The sequence below is a fragment of the Enterococcus raffinosus genome, assembly GCF_001886185.1.
Classification (GTDB): Bacteria; Bacillota; Bacilli; order Lactobacillales; family Enterococcaceae; genus Enterococcus_A; species Enterococcus_A raffinosus.
The window spans coordinates 26,621-48,260 of record NZ_JXLA01000030.1 but is presented as its reverse complement, the minus strand read 5'-3'; the positions used below and the strand labels follow the sequence as shown (position 1 = coordinate 48,260).

17 protein-coding genes are annotated in these 21,640 nt (G+C 36.5%); 3 read left to right on the top strand and 14 right to left on the bottom strand.

Features of this window, described 5'->3' with window-relative positions; genetic code table 11:
• Nucleotides 1–32: 32 nt before the first annotated feature.
• From RV13_RS15135 to RV13_RS15115, 5 genes are all read right to left on the bottom strand, one after another.
• Nucleotides 33–596, bottom strand: coding sequence for a methyltransferase family protein (locus tag RV13_RS15135; protein ID WP_060789170.1), 564 nt, complete (start codon nucleotides 594–596; stop codon nucleotides 33–35).
• A 158-nt stretch (nucleotides 597–754) separates the two neighbouring features.
• Nucleotides 755–3,010, bottom strand: coding sequence for an ATP-binding cassette domain-containing protein (locus RV13_RS15130; protein WP_082718849.1), 2,256 nt, complete (start codon nucleotides 3,008–3,010; stop codon nucleotides 755–757).
• A complete protein-coding gene (locus RV13_RS15125; protein WP_060789172.1) occupies nucleotides 3,003–3,434 on the bottom strand; it encodes a MarR family winged helix-turn-helix transcriptional regulator in 432 nt (143 codons plus the stop codon). Before RV13_RS15125 ends, RV13_RS15130 begins: the two co-directional genes overlap by 8 nt.
• A gap of 253 nt (nucleotides 3,435–3,687) precedes the next feature.
• Nucleotides 3,688–6,744, bottom strand: coding sequence for a beta-galactosidase subunit alpha (gene ebgA / locus RV13_RS15120; protein ID WP_060789173.1), 3,057 nt, complete (start codon nucleotides 6,742–6,744; stop codon nucleotides 3,688–3,690).
• A complete protein-coding gene (locus RV13_RS15115) occupies nucleotides 6,741–8,237 on the bottom strand; it encodes an amino acid permease (RefSeq protein ID WP_060789174.1) in 1,497 nt (498 codons plus the stop codon). Before RV13_RS15115 ends, ebgA begins: the two co-directional genes overlap by 4 nt.
• A 129-nt stretch (nucleotides 8,238–8,366) precedes the next feature.
• On the opposite strand from RV13_RS15115, the gene RV13_RS15110 reads away from it, so the two are divergent.
• Nucleotides 8,367–9,203, top strand: a complete 837-nt coding sequence (locus RV13_RS15110; RefSeq protein ID WP_060789175.1) for an AraC family transcriptional regulator — start codon at nucleotides 8,367–8,369, stop codon at nucleotides 9,201–9,203.
• A gap of 679 nt (nucleotides 9,204–9,882) precedes the next feature.
• The gene (locus RV13_RS15105; protein WP_060789176.1) at nucleotides 9,883–10,692 is read left to right on the top strand and encodes a hypothetical protein; all 810 of its coding nucleotides are present in this window, start codon (nucleotides 9,883–9,885) and stop codon (nucleotides 10,690–10,692) included.
• A 255-nt stretch (nucleotides 10,693–10,947) separates the two neighbouring features.
• Here RV13_RS15105 and rbsK read toward each other — a convergent pair whose 3' ends face one another.
• The 7 genes from rbsK to RV13_RS15070 form a co-directional block, all read right to left on the bottom strand.
• Complete coding sequence (gene rbsK / locus RV13_RS15100) at nucleotides 10,948–11,859, bottom strand: ribokinase (RefSeq protein WP_060789177.1); 912 nt, start codon at nucleotides 11,857–11,859, stop codon at nucleotides 10,948–10,950.
• A gap of 55 nt (nucleotides 11,860–11,914) precedes the next feature.
• A complete protein-coding gene (locus tag RV13_RS15095; protein ID WP_060789178.1) occupies nucleotides 11,915–12,862 on the bottom strand; it encodes a nucleoside hydrolase in 948 nt (315 codons plus the stop codon).
• Nucleotides 12,863–12,882: 20 nt separating this feature from the next.
• Nucleotides 12,883–14,256 carry an MFS transporter gene (locus tag RV13_RS15090; RefSeq protein ID WP_249024487.1) on the bottom strand — a complete coding sequence of 458 codons (1,374 nt, stop codon included), beginning with the start codon at nucleotides 14,254–14,256 and terminating at the stop codon, nucleotides 12,883–12,885.
• A gap of 127 nt (nucleotides 14,257–14,383) precedes the next feature.
• Entirely contained in the window at nucleotides 14,384–15,196 is an 813-nt protein-coding gene (locus RV13_RS15085; protein ID WP_060789179.1) for an energy-coupling factor ABC transporter ATP-binding protein, read from the bottom strand.
• The gene (locus RV13_RS15080) at nucleotides 15,180–16,028 is read right to left on the bottom strand and encodes an energy-coupling factor ABC transporter ATP-binding protein (RefSeq protein WP_060789180.1); all 849 of its coding nucleotides are present in this window, start codon (nucleotides 16,026–16,028) and stop codon (nucleotides 15,180–15,182) included. The genes RV13_RS15085 and RV13_RS15080 overlap by 17 nt, the downstream gene beginning before the upstream one ends.
• A gap of 12 nt (nucleotides 16,029–16,040) precedes the next feature.
• Nucleotides 16,041–16,805: an energy-coupling factor transporter transmembrane component T gene (locus RV13_RS15075; protein WP_060789181.1), complete on the bottom strand. Its 765-nt coding sequence runs from the start codon at nucleotides 16,803–16,805 to the stop codon at nucleotides 16,041–16,043.
• Between the two features lie 13 nt (nucleotides 16,806–16,818).
• On the bottom strand, nucleotides 16,819–17,445 hold the full coding sequence (locus tag RV13_RS15070) for an ECF transporter S component (protein ID WP_060789182.1): 627 nt from the start codon (nucleotides 17,443–17,445) through the stop codon (nucleotides 16,819–16,821).
• Between the two features lie 217 nt (nucleotides 17,446–17,662).
• Between RV13_RS15070 and RV13_RS15065 the strand changes: the two genes are divergently transcribed.
• A complete protein-coding gene (locus RV13_RS15065; RefSeq protein ID WP_060789183.1) occupies nucleotides 17,663–19,561 on the top strand; it encodes a PfkB family carbohydrate kinase in 1,899 nt (632 codons plus the stop codon).
• Between the two features lie 505 nt (nucleotides 19,562–20,066).
• Here the strand turns inward: RV13_RS15065 and RV13_RS15060 are convergent.
• Together RV13_RS15060 and RV13_RS15055 are read right to left on the bottom strand one after the other, a co-directional pair.
• A complete protein-coding gene (locus RV13_RS15060) occupies nucleotides 20,067–20,933 on the bottom strand; it encodes a LysM peptidoglycan-binding domain-containing protein (protein ID WP_060789184.1) in 867 nt (288 codons plus the stop codon).
• Nucleotides 20,934–21,010: 77 nt separating this feature from the next.
• Nucleotides 21,011–21,571: a hypothetical protein gene (locus RV13_RS15055; protein ID WP_060789185.1), complete on the bottom strand. Its 561-nt coding sequence runs from the start codon at nucleotides 21,569–21,571 to the stop codon at nucleotides 21,011–21,013.
• Between the last annotated feature and the right edge of the window lie 69 nt (nucleotides 21,572–21,640).

The window sequence follows — 21,640 nt, the reverse complement described above, 5'->3', positions numbered from 1 at the left end:
ATTACTTGTCTTTATCTCAATATCAGAGATAATCAAAAATACCTTCTCACCGTTTTCTGATATTGACGATACCGCTCGTCAAATGTTTTCAGTAAAAACTTTTCTTCTCCGTGGATTTGTAAATCAAATAGTAAAATTGCAATCAAAGCGGTCAGAATCATCAAAAAATTCGGAAAGACAAAAGCAAAGCCGATATATAGCAAATCAAAGGCGACAAAGGCCGGATTGCGACTAAGCTGATAAATCCCAGTTGTAACTAGATTGGTCTTCTGTTCCTCATTGAACCCTGCCCGCCAATTCAACCCCATTGCTTTTACAGCAATTAAAAACAGCAGAACTCCTAAGTAAATCAGGAACACACCTAGATACCCCCAGCTAGTCGAATTCCTTTCGAACAAAAACGGTGCCACAAATTGAATAGCCCCTCCGAACCCAGTCAGAGCCCGTAAAACGATTTCAAAATACTTTTCGCGAGAACGACGTTTATCTCCTAATAGGTTCACGGTGATTCCCTGTTTTCTTAATAACCACCCTTTTACCAAATAAATCAAATAAAACAGTGCCGCTCCTAGCAACGTTAAATAGTTGATGATCATCTTTTATCCTCCTTCAAACACATGATAAATTATTCATATGTCTATTATTTCATATGAAGAAGGACAAGTCAAAAGAAAGTGACAGAATGTCCTCAATTTCTATACACTTTCTTTTAATATCCTGTACTAGAAAATATCAGCAAGTAATACGTATTGAGCTATTTTCTATCATTTATATACCTTTGTAAATGCTTTGCCGTGTAGGAGTCTTTCATCTTTAATAAATCAATTGGGTACCCTTCAAATAATACCTTCCCACCTAGATTACCTCCACCCGGTCCCATATCGATAATCCATTGAGCATTACTAATAATTTTGAGATTGTGCTCTAAAACGATTAATGTTTTCTTTTTTTCTAAAAGCTTATGGAATAAAAGAAGCAATTTATCAATATCGCTTTCATGCAGCCCTGTTGATGGTTCATCTAAAATTAATAAATCAGATGCCTCTTGGTAAATTATCTTAGCTATCTTTAACCGTTGGCGTTCTCCACCGGAATACGTATCCAAAGACTGACCTAGCTTTATATATCCTAAATTGACGTCAATGAGAGCCTGCATAACTCTTGTTAGTCCGTCATCGTCAAATAAATCTATCGCTTTATTAACTGGCAATTGCAAGAGTTCATAAATATTTAAGCCCTGCCATAAAACAGAAAGAGCCTCAGCGTTATATCTTTTCCCATGACATGCTTCACAAACCTGCTCAACGTCCCCCATATAAGCCAAGTCTAGTTTAATGTATCCTTTCCCTTTACAGATAGGACAAGCTCCTTGACCATTGTAGCTGAAAAGCGATGCGCTTTTGCCTGAATGATGAGCGAATATGCTTCGAATCTTATCGAATACATTTAAATACGTAAGGGCATTTGAACGAACGCTGCCAATTATCTGACTCTGATCTAATATATTTGCTTCAGGATATTTACTTTTAAAAAGGTAGCGAATGAGGGTGCTCTTACCTGAACCGGCTACTCCTGTTACAATTGTTAAGGACTGCTTGGGTATCTTTATCGAAGCTTTTGTAACATTGTGTAAGCAGACCTTCTCTAAGGTATACTGAGAAGAAAATTTCTTTCTTTCTGGATTAATCGTTAGATTAGTGGATAACACTTTCCCGGTCACTGTATTTGACTTCAATAGTTCTTCATACGTGCCTTCAAAGGTAATATGTCCGCCTTTCTCACCAGCACCTGGACCAATTTCGATAATATGGTCCGCAATTTCGATAATATCTGGATCATGATCGACCAGCACTACCGTATTTCCCTTGTCTTTTAACCCCTTAATTATTTTTGATATTCCTTGAATATCTTCTGGATGAAGTCCAATACTTGGTTCATCAAAAATATATAGAACATCACTAAGAGCGCTGTTCAGGTGTTTGGTCATTTTTATTCTTTGAGATTCTCCTCCTGAAAGGGTTGTCGTTGGACGATTAAGAAATAAATAGTCTAACCCAACATCTTCCAAACTCTTCAATTTTTTAATTAGATCCTCTAAAATTATCTGAACGGCAGGCGATTTGATTTCTTTGATGAATGTTACTAGCTCAGAAATAGGCATGGTTACACAATCTGCTATAGATTTATCATTAATTTTTGCAGAGCGAACTCGTTTATTCACTCTAGTTCCTCGACAACTAGGACATTCTTTCACTTCTAAAATCCGATTTAACTGCTCAATATATTTATCGTTTTCTTTTTCAATGAAGTTTTTTGTAATTCTTGGAATAACTCCAACATAATTGGCAGTCTTTGGCCATTTTGCAGATGGATGAATCGGAGAGCTTCCGAGATCATTTAGTAAAAGATCCAATTCTCTTTCATTATATTCCTTAATTTTTTTATCATTATCGAAATTACCAGATTCTGTATATCTAGTCAGACGCCAACCGCCGGGCTGAAAGGTAGGGAAATCAATCGCTCCATCATTTAAAGACTTATCAAAATCAATCAATTTAGATAGATCAATCTGCTTCGTTTCACCTAATCCCTTACACATCTCACACATTCCTTGAGGATTATTAAACGAATATGTCATAGAGTAGCCAATGAAAGGGGTCGCGATTCTTGAAAATAGGAGTCTCAAGCTAGAATATATATCTGTCACAGTACCTACTGTCGAGCGAGCGTTCCCTCCTATTTTCTTTTGACTAATCACAATAGAGACTGGCAAATTTTCTATTTTATCGACGATGGGTTGAGTATAATGTGGAAGCAACTGTTGAATATAACTGGAGTAGGTTTCATTTAATAATCGTTGAGATTCAGCAGCTAAAGTATCAAATACTAATGAAGACTTACCCGATCCAGAAACACCAGTAACGACACTTATTTGATATTTAGGGAATTCAAGAGAAACATTCTTTAAATTGTTTGTTTTAGCTCCTTCTATTGAAATGTACTCATTCATGATATTCCAACCTCTCTAGCTTAAGGGCATTCAGATACTTTTCTGCCAGATACTTGAATTGCTCTTTTTCCTCCGCTTCAAAAACTGAATTTGCAACTTGTAAAAGATGGGTGTGCCCATTGTCAATTTGAGCTAGCAAATGGCGGCCGTCTTTTGTTAGAGAAGTAAGTAATTCCCTACCATCTTTCTCACTTGGCTTCTGTTTAATATAGTTCATTCTTTTTAATTCCTTTAATGCCTTTGACAGCTTTGTTCGATTTGTTCCAAGTAAAATACTAATTTTGGATGGCAGCAGCCCGGACTCTGAATTTAGAATATTTAAAATATCGTATTGAAGCCAACTAATCGTTTGAGGATTAATCCTTGTTCTTTCTGCCACCAATTCACATTGCAAATTTTTTAATACATTCTCTAACTGAGTCAATTATAAGTCCTCCTTGAATATAGTTTCTATATGGAAATTATATAAAAAAAGAAACTATATGCAAAGTATTTTGACCTAGAAATCTATTCATTAGAAGATGTTCGTTTGCTGAAAAAAATGTTTTTTTGCAATAGATTTTGATGCCATTTAAATCCAAAAATAGTCCCATGAATGTACAGAGAATAAGCAAAACTCCTTCCCCTTCAGTAATGACACTTAGTCATAACTGAAGGGGAAGGAGTTTTGCTATTCATTACTGAAACTTAATTACCTCATGCGAGAGGGATACGGCATCTGCTTCTTTTGCATTAAATCCAGTGAGTCTGAAAGATAAATCGAAGGCTTCAAAAGTTGTTCGATACTTCTCCAACTGCCATTGCCCACAGGAATAGCTTCCTAATGCATTTTGTTTGTAATCGACATTCATGACAATGTACTCTCGCTCTTCTAGCTCACACGCATGCTTGGCATGATCCAGATCCGATTCCTCATAGTAGGAAGTACTGAAGTTGAATCCAGCGGTTGCTTCCGCGAAAAGACCTTGTCCGCGATCATCTGTAAGAGCTACCCAACTTGTATCCATTCTGTTTCCATTGGCTTGAGGAACTACATAGTTCGTAAACATTTTTTCGACAGTTGAGGTGTAGACCCCAAGATAGCCTGCCTCTTTTGAATCGGCATAATTCTCTCTTGGACCGCGACCTAAGTATTTCACTTGATCCAAGTCCTTGTTCACGTGCATAGTTATCCCTAATCTCGGAAGCATACTGGGTGCCGTATCGATTTTTCCACTTGGCGTTCCTTTTAGGTCAAAGAGAATATCTCCACTGCCAGAGATCGTATAGGTGTATTCACACTTGTAATGCCACGCGCTGTTTGTGGTTGAATTGATCGTCTTCACACGGACTTGCACCGCTTGATCGATTTCTTCCCACTCAAAAGAGTTCACGATTTCATGCTCTAAATGCAGAAAATGCTTCTTCTTCATTTCATCGATAATTTCCATATCGTTACTAATTGGTGCCCGCCACATCGTGAATTTCGGTCCTCGCTCAATGATCGATTGACCGTCTTTCACTAATTTTTGAAGCGTTCCTCGAACTGTATCAAAGGTTACTATAAAGTTTTCCCCTTCTACACGCAGTAGCGTTTCTGTTTCATTTATACTCAATTTTCCCCTTGGTACAATTCCTATACCTACAGCGTGAATGGGCAGTTCAAAATTCGCAGAAGCTAGTTCATACCCTCTCACTGCGTAGGCTGTCGTTGCTCGTAATTGGTAAGAAATATTCAAGAAATATCGTGCTCCTGCTTTCGGTGCAAAATCCAATTGATAAGGCAGCGTGAGTTTTGTTTTCTCCCGTGCTGGAATCGATGGCAAGGAGATCGTGCCATCTTCGATTAAGATTTCATCTTCGAAAATCGAATAATACAAATCAAAAATCTGCAGATTCTGGAAATCGAAACGGCTTAATAGCTCAATTTCCCCTTTACTCAAATCGATCGCTGTGGTTTGGACTGGCTCGATAACTTTTTTGTATTCGTACAGACTTGGAGAAGGGGTTCGATCCGGCATTAACATTCCATCGATGCAAAAATCTTTATTCGATGGATCATCACCAAAATCGCCACCATAGCGATAGTATTTTTCCCCATCATCAGTATAGGATTCAATCCCGTGGTCAAACCATTCCCAAATAAATCCACCCTGCAATTTATCATGTTCATAGAAGAGATCTTGATAGTCCTTTAAGTTACCTGGACCATTTCCCATGGCATGACAATATTCACATAAAATATGCGGCTTTTTCGATTCTTCGATAATTGTTCGCATCAGTGGTTTCTTTGTTGGATGCTCTAGCCAGGTGTACATCGTTGAGTAAATATCTGCCGTTTCTACCTCAAAATCCCCTTCGTAGTGAACTAAGCGAGTCGGGTCCATTTCTTTTGCGACCTCAGTCATTTTGATAAAATTATGACCAAAAGCAGACTCATTTCCTAGCGACCAAAGAATGATAGACGGATGGTTTTTGTCTCGTTCGATCATTCTCACCATTCTGGAAACATAAGCCATTCCCCATTTCGGATCGTTGCTGATCCAATCGTATTTTCCTGTTAATTCGAAACCGTGGCATTCCAGATCTGTTTCATCAATAACATACATCCCGTATTCGTCACATAGATCGTACAAATAATAAGAAGCCGGATAATGGCTCGTTCGAATCGCATTTATATTGAACTGCTTCATCAAAATAATATCCTGTTCAATTTCCTCTTTTGATACGACACGACCATTTCTAGGATGATAATCATGGCGATTGACTCCTTTGAATTTGATCGCCACACCATTGACTAAGAATACTTCTCCCGCCAGCCGAATATTTCTGAAACCAACCTTTTGCGGAATAACTTCAATGAGCTTGTCATCTTCATAAACGGAAATCAGCAGTTGATACAATTCTGGTGTTTCCGCCGTCCAATGTGCGGCATTAGGAATTTCCGCTTGAAGGAAGTCGCTTTCCACAGATTGAGTGAAGACTTTTTCACCAGTAGGCGCCATCAACTCGACCTCGAGGCGTTGCCCTTGTTCTTCACGAAATTTGACCGACAGTTTCAACAAACCGTTTTTATAGTCCTCATCCAAATCAGCGACAACCTTGATATCGTTGATACCGGCATAAGGAACGCCAAGCAATTCCACATCTCTAAATATTCCACTAAGCCACCACATATCCTGATCTTCTAAATACGTACCATCCGACCATTGATACACTCTCACGGTTAGATCATTTGTGGCATCCTCTTGAACAAACTCGGTAATATCAAATTCCGCTTCATTTCTAGCACCCTTGCTGTAGCCCACTTCATTCCCGTTAACCCAAACGTGAAATGCTGAATCAACACCACAAAAACGAAGAATGATTTTCTTTTCTCTAAAGCTTTCATCAATCACAAATTGTCGCTTATAGATTCCTGTTGGGTTTTCAGTTGGAACATAAGGTGGATTAATTGGAAAGTTGTACCACAAATCGGAATAATGCATCTTTCCATAACCTTGCACCTGCCAATTGCCGGGGACTTTGATATCTGCCATCTCGTTCGTATCAAAATCCGGCTCATAAAACTTGCTTGGACTATATTCCGGCGCATCTACCAGCAAAAATTTCCATGTCCCATTCAAATTTTTAAATGCATGTGTGTATTTATTCTCATTCAACAACGCCTTCTCTTTTGTTGGAAACGTTAAAAAATGCGCACGCGGTTCTAAACGATTGATCTGATCTAATTGATAGTTTTCCCAAATTTTCATTTTCCTGTCACCTCTACATTTGTCTCTTCTTTAGTAAGCAAGTTTGTCTTTCTTTCATAACGATTCCAGCAGATCCACGCAAAGCCCATAAATATTACCAGCCCTACGATATTGTAGACCAGCATACCGATTGGACTTGCCTCACCCACAGGCAATGTGCCATTTACCTCTGCTATGATTAACTGAGGATCTGGAACCGTCGACATAAAGAAGACAAAGATAAATATCAGCAGCAAAACAATTCCTGCCGCAATGCCAAAGGGGCGACTACCAAAACGGAAGCTGCGAGGCATCGCATCCTTTTTCAATCGTAAGCCAATATAGGCGATCAATAAGAACAATACCGGCAATAAGGATGTAGATGCTGTCATATTGATCAATGTTGAAAGAAAACTGTCCATGTTTCCGATTCCCAATGCAGGAATGATCAAAAGCAATGTTACGATAAAACCTTGAACAACTAACGCATTTGTCGGATTCCCTTCCTCATTCGTCTTCACTAGCCATTTACCAAATACACCTTCTGGAATTTCAGAGAAGAAGACTTTCACAGGAGCTGCTGTCCATAACGCTAAAGAACCTAAACTCCCGATAAAAAGAATCAATCCTACTAGTCGTACCATCACCCCGTTTGGTATATGAAAATGCGTTCCTAAGATTTTGAAGATATCAAAGATGCCATTTGAGAAATTACCTTTTAAGACTTCTGACGGTACGATAAAACCTACTGCAACCGCGCCTAAAACATACATGATGCCGACAATAATCGTTGCACCGATCATCGTACGGACAAAAGTGCTGTTCCCGCCCTTCACGTCTTTGATGTAAACACCGATACTTTCGCCTCCGCCGACCGCCTGTAGAATCCACGCCATCGTCATGAAGAAAGTCCAGTTGAAACTTGGTGTGATCGACTGCATCGTAAAGTCCTGTGCAGGTTCTTTACCAAAACCAAATACAACCACAAAAGCCAAGACAACAAAAGCTACACCCATAAATAACCGCGCACTGCCAGCAAAGCTAGTTACTTTGGAAATCCATGAAACACCTTTAATACAGACCCATGTCATCAGCCAAAATAGCAAGATTGAAATAATTGCAATAATCACCGTGCTCTTCCTGCCTTGAAACACATTTCTTCCAACAAAAGCATAAGACCCGTAGATCAACGTATTCGGCAACAAGGAGCAGAAGAAAAATAGATTCACGAAAAAATAAGACCAAGCGCCTAGGAATGCCCACTTCTCTCCCAGAACTGATTGCAGCCAGCTGTGGACTCCAGATTCCTTCCCTGAATTGGCTGAAGCAAATTCCGCAATCATCAAAATAAATGGTAAAAAGTAAAAGATCGTACCAAATAAATAGCCTGGAATTGTTGCTAGACCAATTTGGATACTATTGTTGACAATACTTGGAAATGCAAAAACTGCCGAAAAGGTCATCAACATTAATGCAACCGACCCCAAGCGCTGTCTTGAATTAGAGTTCTCCATCTCAAACATCCTTTCAATATTTATTTACACATTGATTTTATAGCGCTTTCATGATATAAAAAATAAGAAATGTTTCCAAAAATTTGTAATAATGTTGCCTATTAAAAAAATGTGAGAAGGAGACTACCCATGTACAACTCATTACCTAGCGATATCAGCATCTTGATTAACAACAATCAAATAAGCTCGGAGTTTCATATTTGCGAAGTCGGATTTGAGAAATGTCGCTCAACCAAGCCAACAGAGTACGCTCCTATCGATTACTGGGTAATTCATTATTGTGTCGAAGGAGAAGGATATTTCTCGACGCCCTCTTTTCCTGAAAGAAAGATTACAGCAGGTGATTTTTTTATCATCCCTTCAAATTGTAAAAATGTTTATTATCCAAATCGTGAGAACCCTTGGCACTATCGTTGGGTAGGCTTTTCGGGGAAACGAGTAGACCAATGCTTTTCTAAACTAAATTTAGACAAAGATCATTGTGTCATCAGTCACTCCTTCGATCATCGCATCGATGTCTTATTTCAAGATATTTATGAGTCCTTTAAGCGGGAAAATCATTTTCGCACGATGGCTTCTTCCTTCATTCTATTCGATACCATCGACCGAATGAACTTAAAAACACAAGATTATTCGCAAAGTGAGCAGCTCTTTAAAAACATCCTGAATTATATCGATGAGAATATATCAGAAAACCTAAGCGTAAACCAAATCTCAGAGGCAAACAGCATCGATCGGACTTATCTCTACAAACTTTTTCAATCTTACAAAGGCATTGGTCCGAGTGAATATATCCAGGATTTGAAGCTGCAAAAAGCCTGCTCCCTCCTGCGGAAAAGTTCGTTGACGATTACGGAGATCGCCTATGAAACCGGCTTTTCTTCCTCTTCCTATTTTTCTAAGTTTTTCCATTCTAAACTCAATATTTCACCCTCCACCTATCGGAAGAAGTTTATTATCAATTAACTGCGAAAAAAGCTGCGGAGAATCTCCGCAGCTTCATTAAAAGAATCTAAATTGGTTCAATCCAATGAATAATATAACAATCTATTCTCCTTACATAATGAATCTTTCAATAAATCATCTTTTTTTCTTACTACCGAAACTAGCTGTCTAGGAAGAATTCAGATCTAAAATCTTGAAATCTCTGTTTCAAAATTAAAAACTATCAAATGACACTTAACAGTTTTTTCGTCAAAATTTTTAGTTAGATAACGTATCTCCTTATGACAAAATCATATGCTTCAAGCACTAATGATTGTATTCTTCTATTTATTTGAGATTTTTTCATAAACTTCCTAAAGGGACGATAAACTTCAATCCCAACACTTGAGAAAGTAAATATTTTGTGGTCTGTTTTTTACTTTGCGAGAGAATTTCTTATCTATTCCCTGATGAATAATTGGATAGTCTCCATCTTATTAATTAAAATTTCTTTGCTCTTTAAGAAATACTATTTCCAAAAATCGTGATTTTATATTCCTTTTCTACTCTTTATGTCAGCCCAGCAATAATTAAACGCATTTCTGTTAAATGACTCAAATTTACGGAGCTTCGTTTTAATTTACAATCATGATTTTTTATCGAGTAATTTATGATACATTAATAATATAATGTATCACAGAATGTTAAGGAGGAACAATCTATGACCATCAATCCAAACCAACTTAAGAAATTGAATTCACTCATTTTGACTCTTCAAAAACAATCGGTTACTTTAGAATCTGTTACACCTTATCCTGGAGACGACAATGATGACACTGAGGATAGAAAAGATTATTACAAAAAAGCATATAAAGAAAAATATAAACAGCTATCAGCAATTGAAGCCACTCTAAACGACGTGATTAAAATACTAGTTCCTCATTCGTATCCTACTCAAATTGATTCCTTGCTCTCAGAGATTGGTAAGATGAAACCCCTTAAGAAACCGATAAATTCGTCAGAGTATTCCAAAGAAATTGACCTCTATTCAAATAGCCTCCATAACATTCAATGTCAGATTTCAAGTGCAAATGGTCTATTACCTCTCATTATTTTTGACCTGAATAGTATGTACTTAGACTATTACGATAATTTGTTGGCTAAACAAAATTCATTAATATCCGATAATAAGAAGCTAGAAAGTCAAATAACGGCTTTACAAGAAGAGATTGATCATTTGAAAAGCAAACAACCTCAACCTAACAGCGAAAATAAAATTATTTTTACAGTCAAAAAAGAGCATCCTCGTGGCGGATGTAAACTTACTGATAAGCAAATTGAACGATTGCTATTAATTCGTGCTAAACGGGGAAAGTATGCTGATATGACTCTTAGCGAAGCGATAAAATCAATCGCACAAACTCATCGTACGTATTATAAAGTAATTAATCGTGATTATTTATCTGAGAAAACCAGACATCGAATCGAAAATATCGCAAAGAAATTAAATATAGAATTGCCAGAAATTTAGTCTTTTACTTTACAAGTGACAGGCAAGTCGATAGGTGAATACGATAAAATAATCAATACTGCTTCAAGCGCTGCGTAAAAAAAGAAGAATTTTCGCTTTCCTATTTATACATTTGGGAAAGATTGTTACCTTTACTCTCTTCGATAAGACTAGTAAAGTTTCAGGGAAAAAAAATAGTGCAACACCATTATCATAGTATTGCACTACTTGTCTTAACCTGTTTCACAAAGAGCCAAATTGTATTTACTTCCTTTTTTACATAGAAAATTCATTTTGATAAGGGATAGATGGTTGGGCGCCATACCGTTGAACAGTTAATGAAGCGGCTTTACTACCGTATTTTATAGCTTTTTCAATATTGCTTAAGTCACGGGATAGTTTTGAAGCTAACGCACCAATAAATGTATCACCTGCGGCTGTAGTATCCACTGCTTTCACTTTAAAAGCAGAAACAAAGCCATGTTTTCCCTCTGAAATGGAATAGAAAGCTCCTTTACTGCCTAACGTAACAATAAGTACTTTCACGCCTAAATCATGAATTTCTGAGGCAGTATTGACTAAATCTTCTTTAGTCGTAACCTTTTTCCCACAAATAGTTTCTAATTCAATTTCATTCGGTATTAAGATATCTGTATTTTGGATAATTTTTTCTGGTAGATACTCTGGAGCAGGTGCCGGATTAAGAATTGTGAATACGGATGAATCTCGTGCGACTTCAAAACTTTTTTCAATACTAGAAATATTGGTTTCTAGTTGGGCAATCACATAATCACTTGTAGAAATCAATTCACGATTAGCCAATACATGCTCATTCGTAATATTTTGATTAGCCCCTCCGTATATTACAATGCTGTTTTCACCGTTATCATCAACAGTTACATAAGCACTACCCGTTCTGGCACTTTCCAAACGATCAATGCCTGAAGTATTAATCTTATCTTGTTCCAAAAGATCAACAAGAGCTTTGCCTCCATCATCGTTACCAACTGCACCAATAAAATTCACTTCTGCACCAGTTCTAGCTGCCGCAATTGCTTGGTTCGCTCCTTTTCCTCCACCGTTAGTAAAAACTTCTTTTGAATGGATTGTTTCCCCTGGCTTTGGAAATTGTTCTGTTCGAATCGTAGTATCCAAATTGATACTTCCTACTACTGTAATCTTATTCATCTCTGCACTTCTCTCCATTTGACTTCACTTACGTTGTAATTGTTCTTAAATAATCTTACGAAAAATAATTGATCGTATCCATCGTCAGTTTTCTAAATCTATCTAAATCAAGATCAAATGCAACATGAACATTCTTTTCTTTTTTATAAACATCATCATAGTCAACGACAGTACTTCCTAATGATAACGTGTCACTAGTTTCTACTTGAACATTCATTGGATATACTGTGAACATTTCAGGGTCGATGACATAAGCGACAGCACAAGGATCATGCATGTGTATTCCTTCCACGTGGTTTTCATCCGCCCAAAATGGACGTGTAGTTGTTAGATTGAAAAAGTCTAACAGGTCAGCCATAGTAGTGGCTACTTGATTTCCAATAGCTCGAATTTCTTTTATATCTTCTTCAAACAATTGTGCTTTTAAGGTTACATCTAAACCGAACATTGCAACTGGAACGCCCGATTTAACAACGATATCGGCCGCCTCAGGATCAACATAAATATTGAACTCTGCATGAGGAGTCATATTTCCACCAAAACATGCCCCTCCCATAAAGGAGATCAGTTCGATTTTTTCTTTTAATTCAGGATGTGATAACAAGAAAATCGCAATATTAGTTAATGGCCCTGTTGCAATTAATGTGATTTTTTCTTCAGATTCTCTTAAAATTTTTGCGATTAAATCATTTGCCGAAATATCCAAATCTTGTATAGTGGACTCTGGTAATTCTGCTCCATCTATCCCTGACTCCCCGTGTACATCGTCTGCAATAATCAATTCCCTGCGTAATGGTTTATTAGCGCCTTTTGCCACAGGAATATCATCACACTTCGCCAGTGTTAATAGTCTCTTTGCATTTAAGTAAGTTTTTTCCGGAAGCTGATTACCTGCAGATGTCGTTACTGCTAATAAATCAATATTCTTTGAAGCAATAGCCATCAACAGAGCCAAGGCATCGTCGTGTCCTGGATCACAATCTAAAATTACCTTCTTTACCATTATAAATCCCCCAATATAACTTATTTACTTTGTTCGATCTTTTGACCGTGTGTGTAAATCATTTTTTTCGTAACTACAAATATTACTAAAGCTATTAATACAATAACACCACCGATAAGGAAGACATTCGCATAAGTCGAAGCAGCGCCTTCAGCAGAACCAACTATACTACTGCTTGACATAACCCCTGAAGACATCATCCCACCAAATACAGCCACTCCTACTGAGCCAGTAATAGCCTGAACCAAATCATTTACACCTAATACACGGCCAGACTCTTCAGGAGCAACTGTCAACGTAGCTGTGTCTACGATTGGTGAATAGAAAAATGATGTTCCAAAATAGTAGATACATGGGGCAAATGCTAATGCCCAAACTTTACCGTGTGGAATTGCAAATGCAATTGCCAGTAATCCCAAGCCCATAAAAGATAAAGCCATTATGATTGCTGCTGAACGTCCAATTTTCTTAACGACAGGCCCACAAACAAATCCTAAAACAGCAGCTAATAAAATAGAGCCTACTAAAAGTAACGAAACTTCTGCAGAATCAATGCCAAAAACATTCAAGCCTATCGCATTTACACCCGCATTCAAAGTATAACTAAAGAAATAGCCAATAAAGATAACTGACATAGTAGCAATTAGTGCAGGATTTTTCAAAAACTCCGGTGTAATAAACGGATTTTTCGCTTTATTAATGTAAACGAAAAACAATACTAGTGTTACAACTGATGAAATTGCCCAAAATGCATTCATGTCTGTGAAGAACATGGTCATTGCTCCTGCAAATGCACCGATTAACGCAAATCCAATCCAATCGATATTTGCACCTTCTGCATGTTCATCTGGTAAGTTTTTAGCCAATGATGGAATGAATAGAACAGATAAAATTGGAACAGCAAACAACCAACGCCAGTCTATTTTTGTAATATACCCAGCTGCCACAACTCCTAAAGCAGCTGAGAAACGAAATACTGCTACAAAAATTCCGTAGTAAATAACACGATTCTCTTTAGCGATGTATTTAGAAACCAAAACTAAAAAGACAGAACCCGCTACTTGTCCTCCAGCTGACTGTAAAACACGCGCGATTACTACCGCCCAAATACTACTCGGACCAAACCCAAATCCGATAATAGATCCTAAGACAAAAATGATTACTCCTAAGAGTGTCATTTTTTTCAATGATACAAAATCACCAAGAGCCCCATAAACAACACACACAATTCCCAAAATAATTCCAGGTATTGACGTAATAAGTGGCGCTAAATTGGTCGCACCTAACTGTTGGCCAATATTAACGAAAATCATTCCAAAGGCTTGTTGCTCAAGAATACCAAAAGTAAATATTAGCAGAATCAGAGGTATAGCTTTTTTAGCCATACGATTCATCTTTTCAAATTCCTTACTCCCTTCTTCTGGTATTGGAACACCAACTATTTTTTCTCTCTCATTTGTTGTATCCATTCTTTATCCCCACTTTCTTGATATTATATAAAAGGTGATTTCACCTATTTAACTATAATTGCTGTCTTTTTTCCTCAAAGCATTGAATGAAGCCCGTTTTATTGAATACAGGCTTTTTTAGCTCTAAAGTCTCACCTATCCGTGTGATTGGTGGTGGACTCACATGACTTGCTTGCAGAATATCAGGACTTGAGAAAATTGCTTTCTTATTCGCTTTCTTCAATATCTGCCCTTTTGCCATCACAATTATTTGATCAAAGTTGTTTACAACAAACTTCATATCATGAGTAATCGTTATACATAATTGATTGTTCTCCCTCAACACATGAATAATCTTTGTTAAACGCTGATTTCCTTCTAGATCTTGTCCACAAGTTGGTTCATCTAAAATAAGAATTTTTGGATTCATCATCAAAATCGAGCCAATTGTACAAAATTTTTTCTCCGTATCATTTAGGTCAAATGGGTGGACAGATAATTTATCCGTTAAACCAACTAAATCAGCTATTTTTTTTAGACGTTCTTCAATTTCTCTTTTTGATACTCCTTGCTGTTTTGCACCGAATTCAAACTCTTTTTTTACACTTTCCAAAAAAAGTTGACTATTTGGATTTTGAAAAACATAGCCAATTTTCCTAGACCAGAAAGCTGTTGTATGATTCGTAATAGTCTCACCATCGATCAATACTTCTCCAGCGGTTGGTCGGAGCAAACCATTTAAGTGTTTGACAAATGTAGTTTTTCCAGCGCCGTTCTGACCTATGATCGCGACTGGTTCTGTTCCTTCAAAAACAGTGTTGATTCCATTTAATGCAACTTCTCCAGAAGGGTACTCATGGTATAGTTCTTTAACTTCGATCCTCATTTTTTAAAACCTCCTGTAACGTTCTAGCCGCTGTCTTTTCGGTTAAAATTGCTGAATCAGGACTGTACTCTTTAGTTATTTCATAATAGTCTGGCGTGGATACTTTATAATCAACTAAATTGGGTGTGGTAAATACATTTTCGGGTGTATCCCATAAAGCAATTCTACCCTCGTGTAGAACAATAACTTTATTAGCTAGCTCAGCAACTTTTTCCATATCGTGATCTACCATTATGATTGTCATTCCTTTTTGATTAAGTTCATTAACTGTTTTCATTATTTGCTGACTACCAACAGGGTCCAACTGAGTAGTACATTCATCAAGAAGTAAAATTTCTGGTTCTAAAATAATCGCAGCAGCTAAGGCAACTCTTTGAACTTGTCCGCCTGAAAGTTCCAAAGGATTTCTGTCTAACAAATCAGTAATTTGAACGACTTCGGCTACCTTATTAATTTTTTTCAGCATTTCTTCTTTTGGCAGCCCCCTATTTCCTAGTCCAAAGGCTAGTTCCTCCATAACCGTCTCAGCAGTGTACGATAACTGATTAAACGGATTTTGGAAAACTAACCCTACTGTTTGAGATAATTCTCCAACCCCAACTTCTGATGTACTTTTACCTTTAATCTCAATCGTTCCTTCATAATGACCTACAAAATAGTTAGGAATTAAACCTGCTAAGGCATTGCACAAAGTTGACTTTCCTGCACCATTCCCACCAATGACTGCAATAAAATCTCCTTGTTGAACGTTGAAGTTGATTTTTTTGAGTGCCGCTTCATGAGCTTCGTTATAGCGATAAGAAAAATCAGTTACTTCAATTATTGTATTCATTTGTTTTCCTCCTTATCTGCAAAAACGAATAAAAATGGTAAATAATAAAAATACTCCAGCGAGCCCTTTTAAAATGGTATCGATTTTACGATGATTTACTTCAACAAAGCTTGTAGGCTTGATTCCCTTAATGCTAAATCCTCTTGTCTCTAAAGTCATTCCTCTTTCTTGAGCATCTGTCAATGATGAAAGGACAACCGGACCAATTAATGGTAAAAACGCTTTCGTTCTTTGAAAAAAATTACCTGTCACCTCAACTCCTCTAGACTCCTGAGCTTCTTGGATATTTTTTACTTTTCTTTGCATTTGAGGGACAACATTTAGACTAGCTAAAATCAGATAACCTATCTTCATATTAAGTCCTGACTGAGTGAGAGCGGCAACCGTTTCAGAATTCTTAGTTGTCTGCATAAAAAGATAAAATGTAGTTAGAAAAACTAACAATGTGGATGATACTTTTAAGGCATAAAGAGTGCCTTCTAAACCAACTTGAGCAAAACCCAAATCAGCGATCATTGTTATATTTTTCGGACTATATAAACCTTGGATAAATAAGAGCATGAGCGTCACAGGAACACCAAAGCCTAAAATTAAAAGTATCACTTTTTTTCCAAGGCCCATAAAATAAGCAAGTCCTAAAATTATCAATAAAAGTATGTAGCCTAAATATGGGAAAGGATAGACCATACAACCAACCCCAAAGCTCAGTACAAGTAAAAGTTTAGTTATTGGATTTAAATCACGTGCGTTCCTATATATTTTATTTTTAGTATTCACTGATTCTTCCCCCTCATTTCTTCGCCTTTTCATTTATTAACGAAGCATGATCTAATGGAGCATATTGGCTCGAAAATCTTTTAGGTATTTTCTTTACTAACCAATAAACAATCAAAAAAACGATTCCTTTATCAATAAGATTTTCTATCAGTGAAGTTGAAAAAACAGAAAGGACAATCTTTTTAGTTGTTGCAATTAAAGCTGCCGTCGCAATGGAGCTAGTATTAATTCCTGTTGCTCCACCATATACGAAGATAGTTATTAGTGATGAAGCAAAAGAATTTGTCAAAGTACAAGCTAACCAAGTAAAAATTGCCCCGAGAATATTTTTAAAAAATCCAGCCTTCACTAAATAACCTGTAACTAATCCGCATAAAATACTAACCAATGCATAAGGAAAAAATACTGGATTAGTCACAATTGCTAAAAATAAATTTGTGATTAGCCCGCAAAGAGCAGCTACCCATGGCCCTGACAGACAAGCTACTAATACCGTTCCGATCATGTCTAAAAAAAGGGGTAGTTTTAAAGTAGAGCACAATGTTCCTCCAATTAAATTGATTCCCACAGCAATTGGTATTAGCACAAGTGCCTTTGTTGAAAACTGTTTTTGAAGAAATGTTTGAAAAGATTTATTCATGATCGTTTCCCTCTTTAATATGTGATAAAATCAATCAAAGAAAACATTTTCGGAAAACGTTTTCCTTGAATAGAAGTTATCATCCGAAATTAAATTTGTCAATATGTTTTTTCCATTTATCAAAAAATAGTTCATATTTTTGACTAAACACTCTTGACCCTTTTTGAACTAGTTGAGTATGATGGGAAAAGAGAAGTCGAGTTCAAAGGAGAAGCTTATGAATATTAGAGATATCGCAAAATTAGCAGGTGTTTCCGTTTCAACAGTGTCTAAAATCGTGAATAAGAAAGATGCCAGTATTAGCAACGAAACTCGCGAAAGAGTATTAAAAATAGTCCATGAGTATAACTACACTCCCTATTCATCTGCCATTAATAATGCTACAAGTACAGGTTCTATTGGTATATTGCTTCGCTCTGATATAACTGTCGATCAATCATTAAATGGGATGATTGAATACGCGCAGCAAAAAGGATACAGCCCCATTATTTTCAGTAGTCTGGAAAATCACGAACAGGAGCTTAAAAATATTACAGCTTTATGTACAAAACAAGTGGATGGAATCATTTGGGAACCAATAGATGAAGATAGTTTAAAAAATCAAACTCATATAGATACTTCTGGTATCCCACTTGTATTGGTTGGCCATTTGAAAGGAATCAATAGCTTTTCTCTTCCATATGAAAAAGCTGGTTATTCTCTCACAAAGCAACTAATTGAAAAAAGGCATAAAAAAATCGCCTGTATAACAGGAGATAGTAGAAATAAAGAAGCTTTTATCACCGGTTATAAACAGGCTCTTTTTGAGCACAATCTAAAATTTCATGATTCATTGCTTATTGAATCCTTGGATAATACAATCAATGATTTTATTATTGAAAAACAACTATCTGGTTTCGTTTCTGCCGATTTTTATAAATCCATTGAATTGTATAACCTAGCTATTCAAAGTGGGTTAAGCACACCAAAAGATTTCTCATTGGTTTCTATTCGTAATGATACAGAATTAGAATTTAAAAACTTTCAAAATAAGCTCTCCACCGTTACCTTCACTAACAAACGTTTTGGCGAGTATACCTGTCAAGCTCTTATGGACTTAATTAATAAAGACTCCGAACTGAATCCTTATCAGGAAGAATTAGTACTAAGTAATACAGAATCATTAGGGCTTCCTGCTGAAAGTGAACGGCCAAAGATTCTTGTAGTAGGAAGTCTAAATATGGATACGTATCTTTATTCTTCAAAACTCCCTCATAATGGTTCAACAAATTTCTTATCTAATCTGAGCAAACGGCCGGGAGGAAAGGGACTTAATCAAGCCATTGGAACTGCGAAGCTCGGTCATCAAATTCGATTAATAGGATGTGTCGGATCTGATAGTGACTCGAATACTATGTTCCAGGAACTTAGAAAAAACAACGTGAACACGAAAGGTTTATCTCGTTCAAATGATGCCGAAACAGGTCAAGCATATATTTTTGTGGAATCTACTGGTGATTCAATGATTTCTATTTTACCAGGAGCTAACGCTGAATTATCTCCTTCAATACTCGAAAAAAATATTGATCTATTTTCTAATGTCAAATACTGTCTTGTTCAAACTGAAATTCCAATAGATGCAGTAGAAAAAGCTTGTTTGTTAGCAAAAGAAAAAAATATTGAACTTATTTTAAAGCCTTCCGCGTCAAAAAGCATTTCTGATTCAATTTTGAAAAAAATAGATTATTTGATTCCGAATGAAGAGGAATTATCTACTATGTGTCCTTCTTTTGAGACGATGAATGAAAAAGCAGAATACTTGCTTTCTAAAGGCGTTCAGAATGTGATAGTTACCTTAGGCAATCGAGGATGTTTCTTAAAAAATTCCAAGCAAGAAAAATTATTCCCTGCAGCTGATTTTTCTGTCATCGACAGCACTGGAGCAAGCGATGCTTTTATCAGTGCCTTATCCGCCTATCTTTTAAGAGATTACTCTTTAGAAAAGGCTATTCAAATTGCTAGTTATGCAGCCGGGTTCCTGGTCTCTCGTGACGGAATAACCACTGCTTTAGTTGATCGTATGACATTAGAAAGTTATATTGCAAAAAAAGACCCTAATTTATTGAAAAAAGAGTAGGAAAGAACATAGCTACATCTGATATTCACATAAAGCTTTTTCTTAATGATTAAGTGCCAGAAGAAAGATTCTAAATTTCCTCTGGCACTTATTTATGTTGACGACTTAATCGATATTCTATATATGATATATTAATATATTAAAGTATCATTGGTAAAACCAAGATAATTCGACTATTTCGTTGCTCGGAGGAATCTTTTGATGGTTTGTTGAATGTGTGATTTGGCACTCTGTCAATAGCTATTAACAGATGATAAAACAGCATAGGTTAGCTCTATAAAAGTGAATTATCGTAGGCGATTTGCCCTTATAAACTTTCAGTTAAAATTCACGCTCAGATTTTTTCTCAATAAAGTTCGTATGCAACTGATAAGCATAAAAAGTGTATTATCATTTAAAAAACATAACTTTCCTCTATTACAAAAAAGATGACTTTAAATTTCTCGATCAGAAATCCAAAGTCATCTTTTTAATTATACAAAACTATTTTTACTTTTATTTGTTTCTATTCCCACGACATTACTCCATAGCTTCCGGTAATACCTTGCATTAGGAGATTATCTGCGTAACCTTCAATGAAATTTGTTGCTTCAGCCTCAGTCGAAAACAAGCGACTCCCTTTTTCAATATTTACAGACGAATCATCACCTTCGGACACATAATACCATACGGTATACTGTACTTGTGGCTCTGGCGTAGGCGTTGGATCTGGATCTGGAGTTGGGGTTGGGGTTGGTGTAGGAACAGGCTCAGGTTTAGTAGACTCATCATTATTGTTTGTCCCCCCAGATGAATTTCCATGATCTACTTTTCCTTCATTTTGGTTTGCTACTTCGCTCGAAGAAGTAGTGGTAGATCCAGTAGGCTGACTATTTGATTGACTTTGCGCGTTCGATTCAGAAGAAGGCTGTACAGTCTGCCCAACAGATTCACCAATCGGCTGATTAGGAACTACTTTATCCGCTTCAGTAACTTTTTGTTGATCCGTTACTACACCATTCTTATCTTGCACAGTAACAACATTTCCTTCGAAAAGAAGTTTATTTCCAGCAAATATTAGATTATAATCGCCTATACCGTTTAATGATGCTAACTTATCCATAGTAATGTTCGTCGCTAGTGAGATACCACTTAAAGTATCTCCCCAAACAATCGTGTATTCACTTTTACCTTCTACATCCTTTTTGATTTGTTCAATAGAACGTGCTTCCCATTTTCCGTCTGCTTCAGATGCTTGAATACTTTGTACCCCAGTTAATAAAATCCCACCCAAAACTACTGAGCTGATGAGTAAACTGGCCGTCACTTTTTTCTCAAAATGACGTTTTTTCTCTTGATTTCTTCTTTTTTTAACAATCGTTCTTTTTTCCATAATTTCCTCCTTGAAACTCCTATTAGTACTTCTATCCAATGACCCAAAGGAATACTTGAATTTGAATCCTTGGTCTGTCATTGCTCGGTGTCAATTCTATACACGGATGGTTTTCCTCTTATTTGGCCTAATTGATCAGATAGTTTTTTTGCACGCATTCTATATTGTTCAAGCCCCATTTTATAATGTTCTGATTTGGCTTTTTGAGCAATTACTTCATTTCTCATAAGATAATTCATCTGTTCTAATTCACGAATTTTTTGTAGCAAAATTCTTTTTTCTATTCCAGCTAAACTTTCACAATTTTCTTGGCATTCCTCACAAATTGTATAGGTCTCATTATCTATAACAGTCTGTGATACTGAATAATTTCCACACCATTCACAAGTCATTTCACTTGCAAGCTCAGCTTTGTATAAAATTTGTTGAACTTCAGATGACACATCCTCTGATTTTCCTTCAATAGAAATTATTAGTGTGCCACCCTCTCGCTTTACATTTCTAATCGAATACCCTAGTTCAGCCAATTCTTTTTCAGCAGTAATTAGAATTGCATACCATCCTCGACCAATTTTATGACCAAAACGAATATACGAAAGCTGATTTAAAGTTTTATAGTTAGTTGTATGTTGATCCATTTTTTTCACTCCCATTTTTTCGTACAAAGATCTCTGAAAACATATTTCATTAAGCAAACAAAAGTTCAG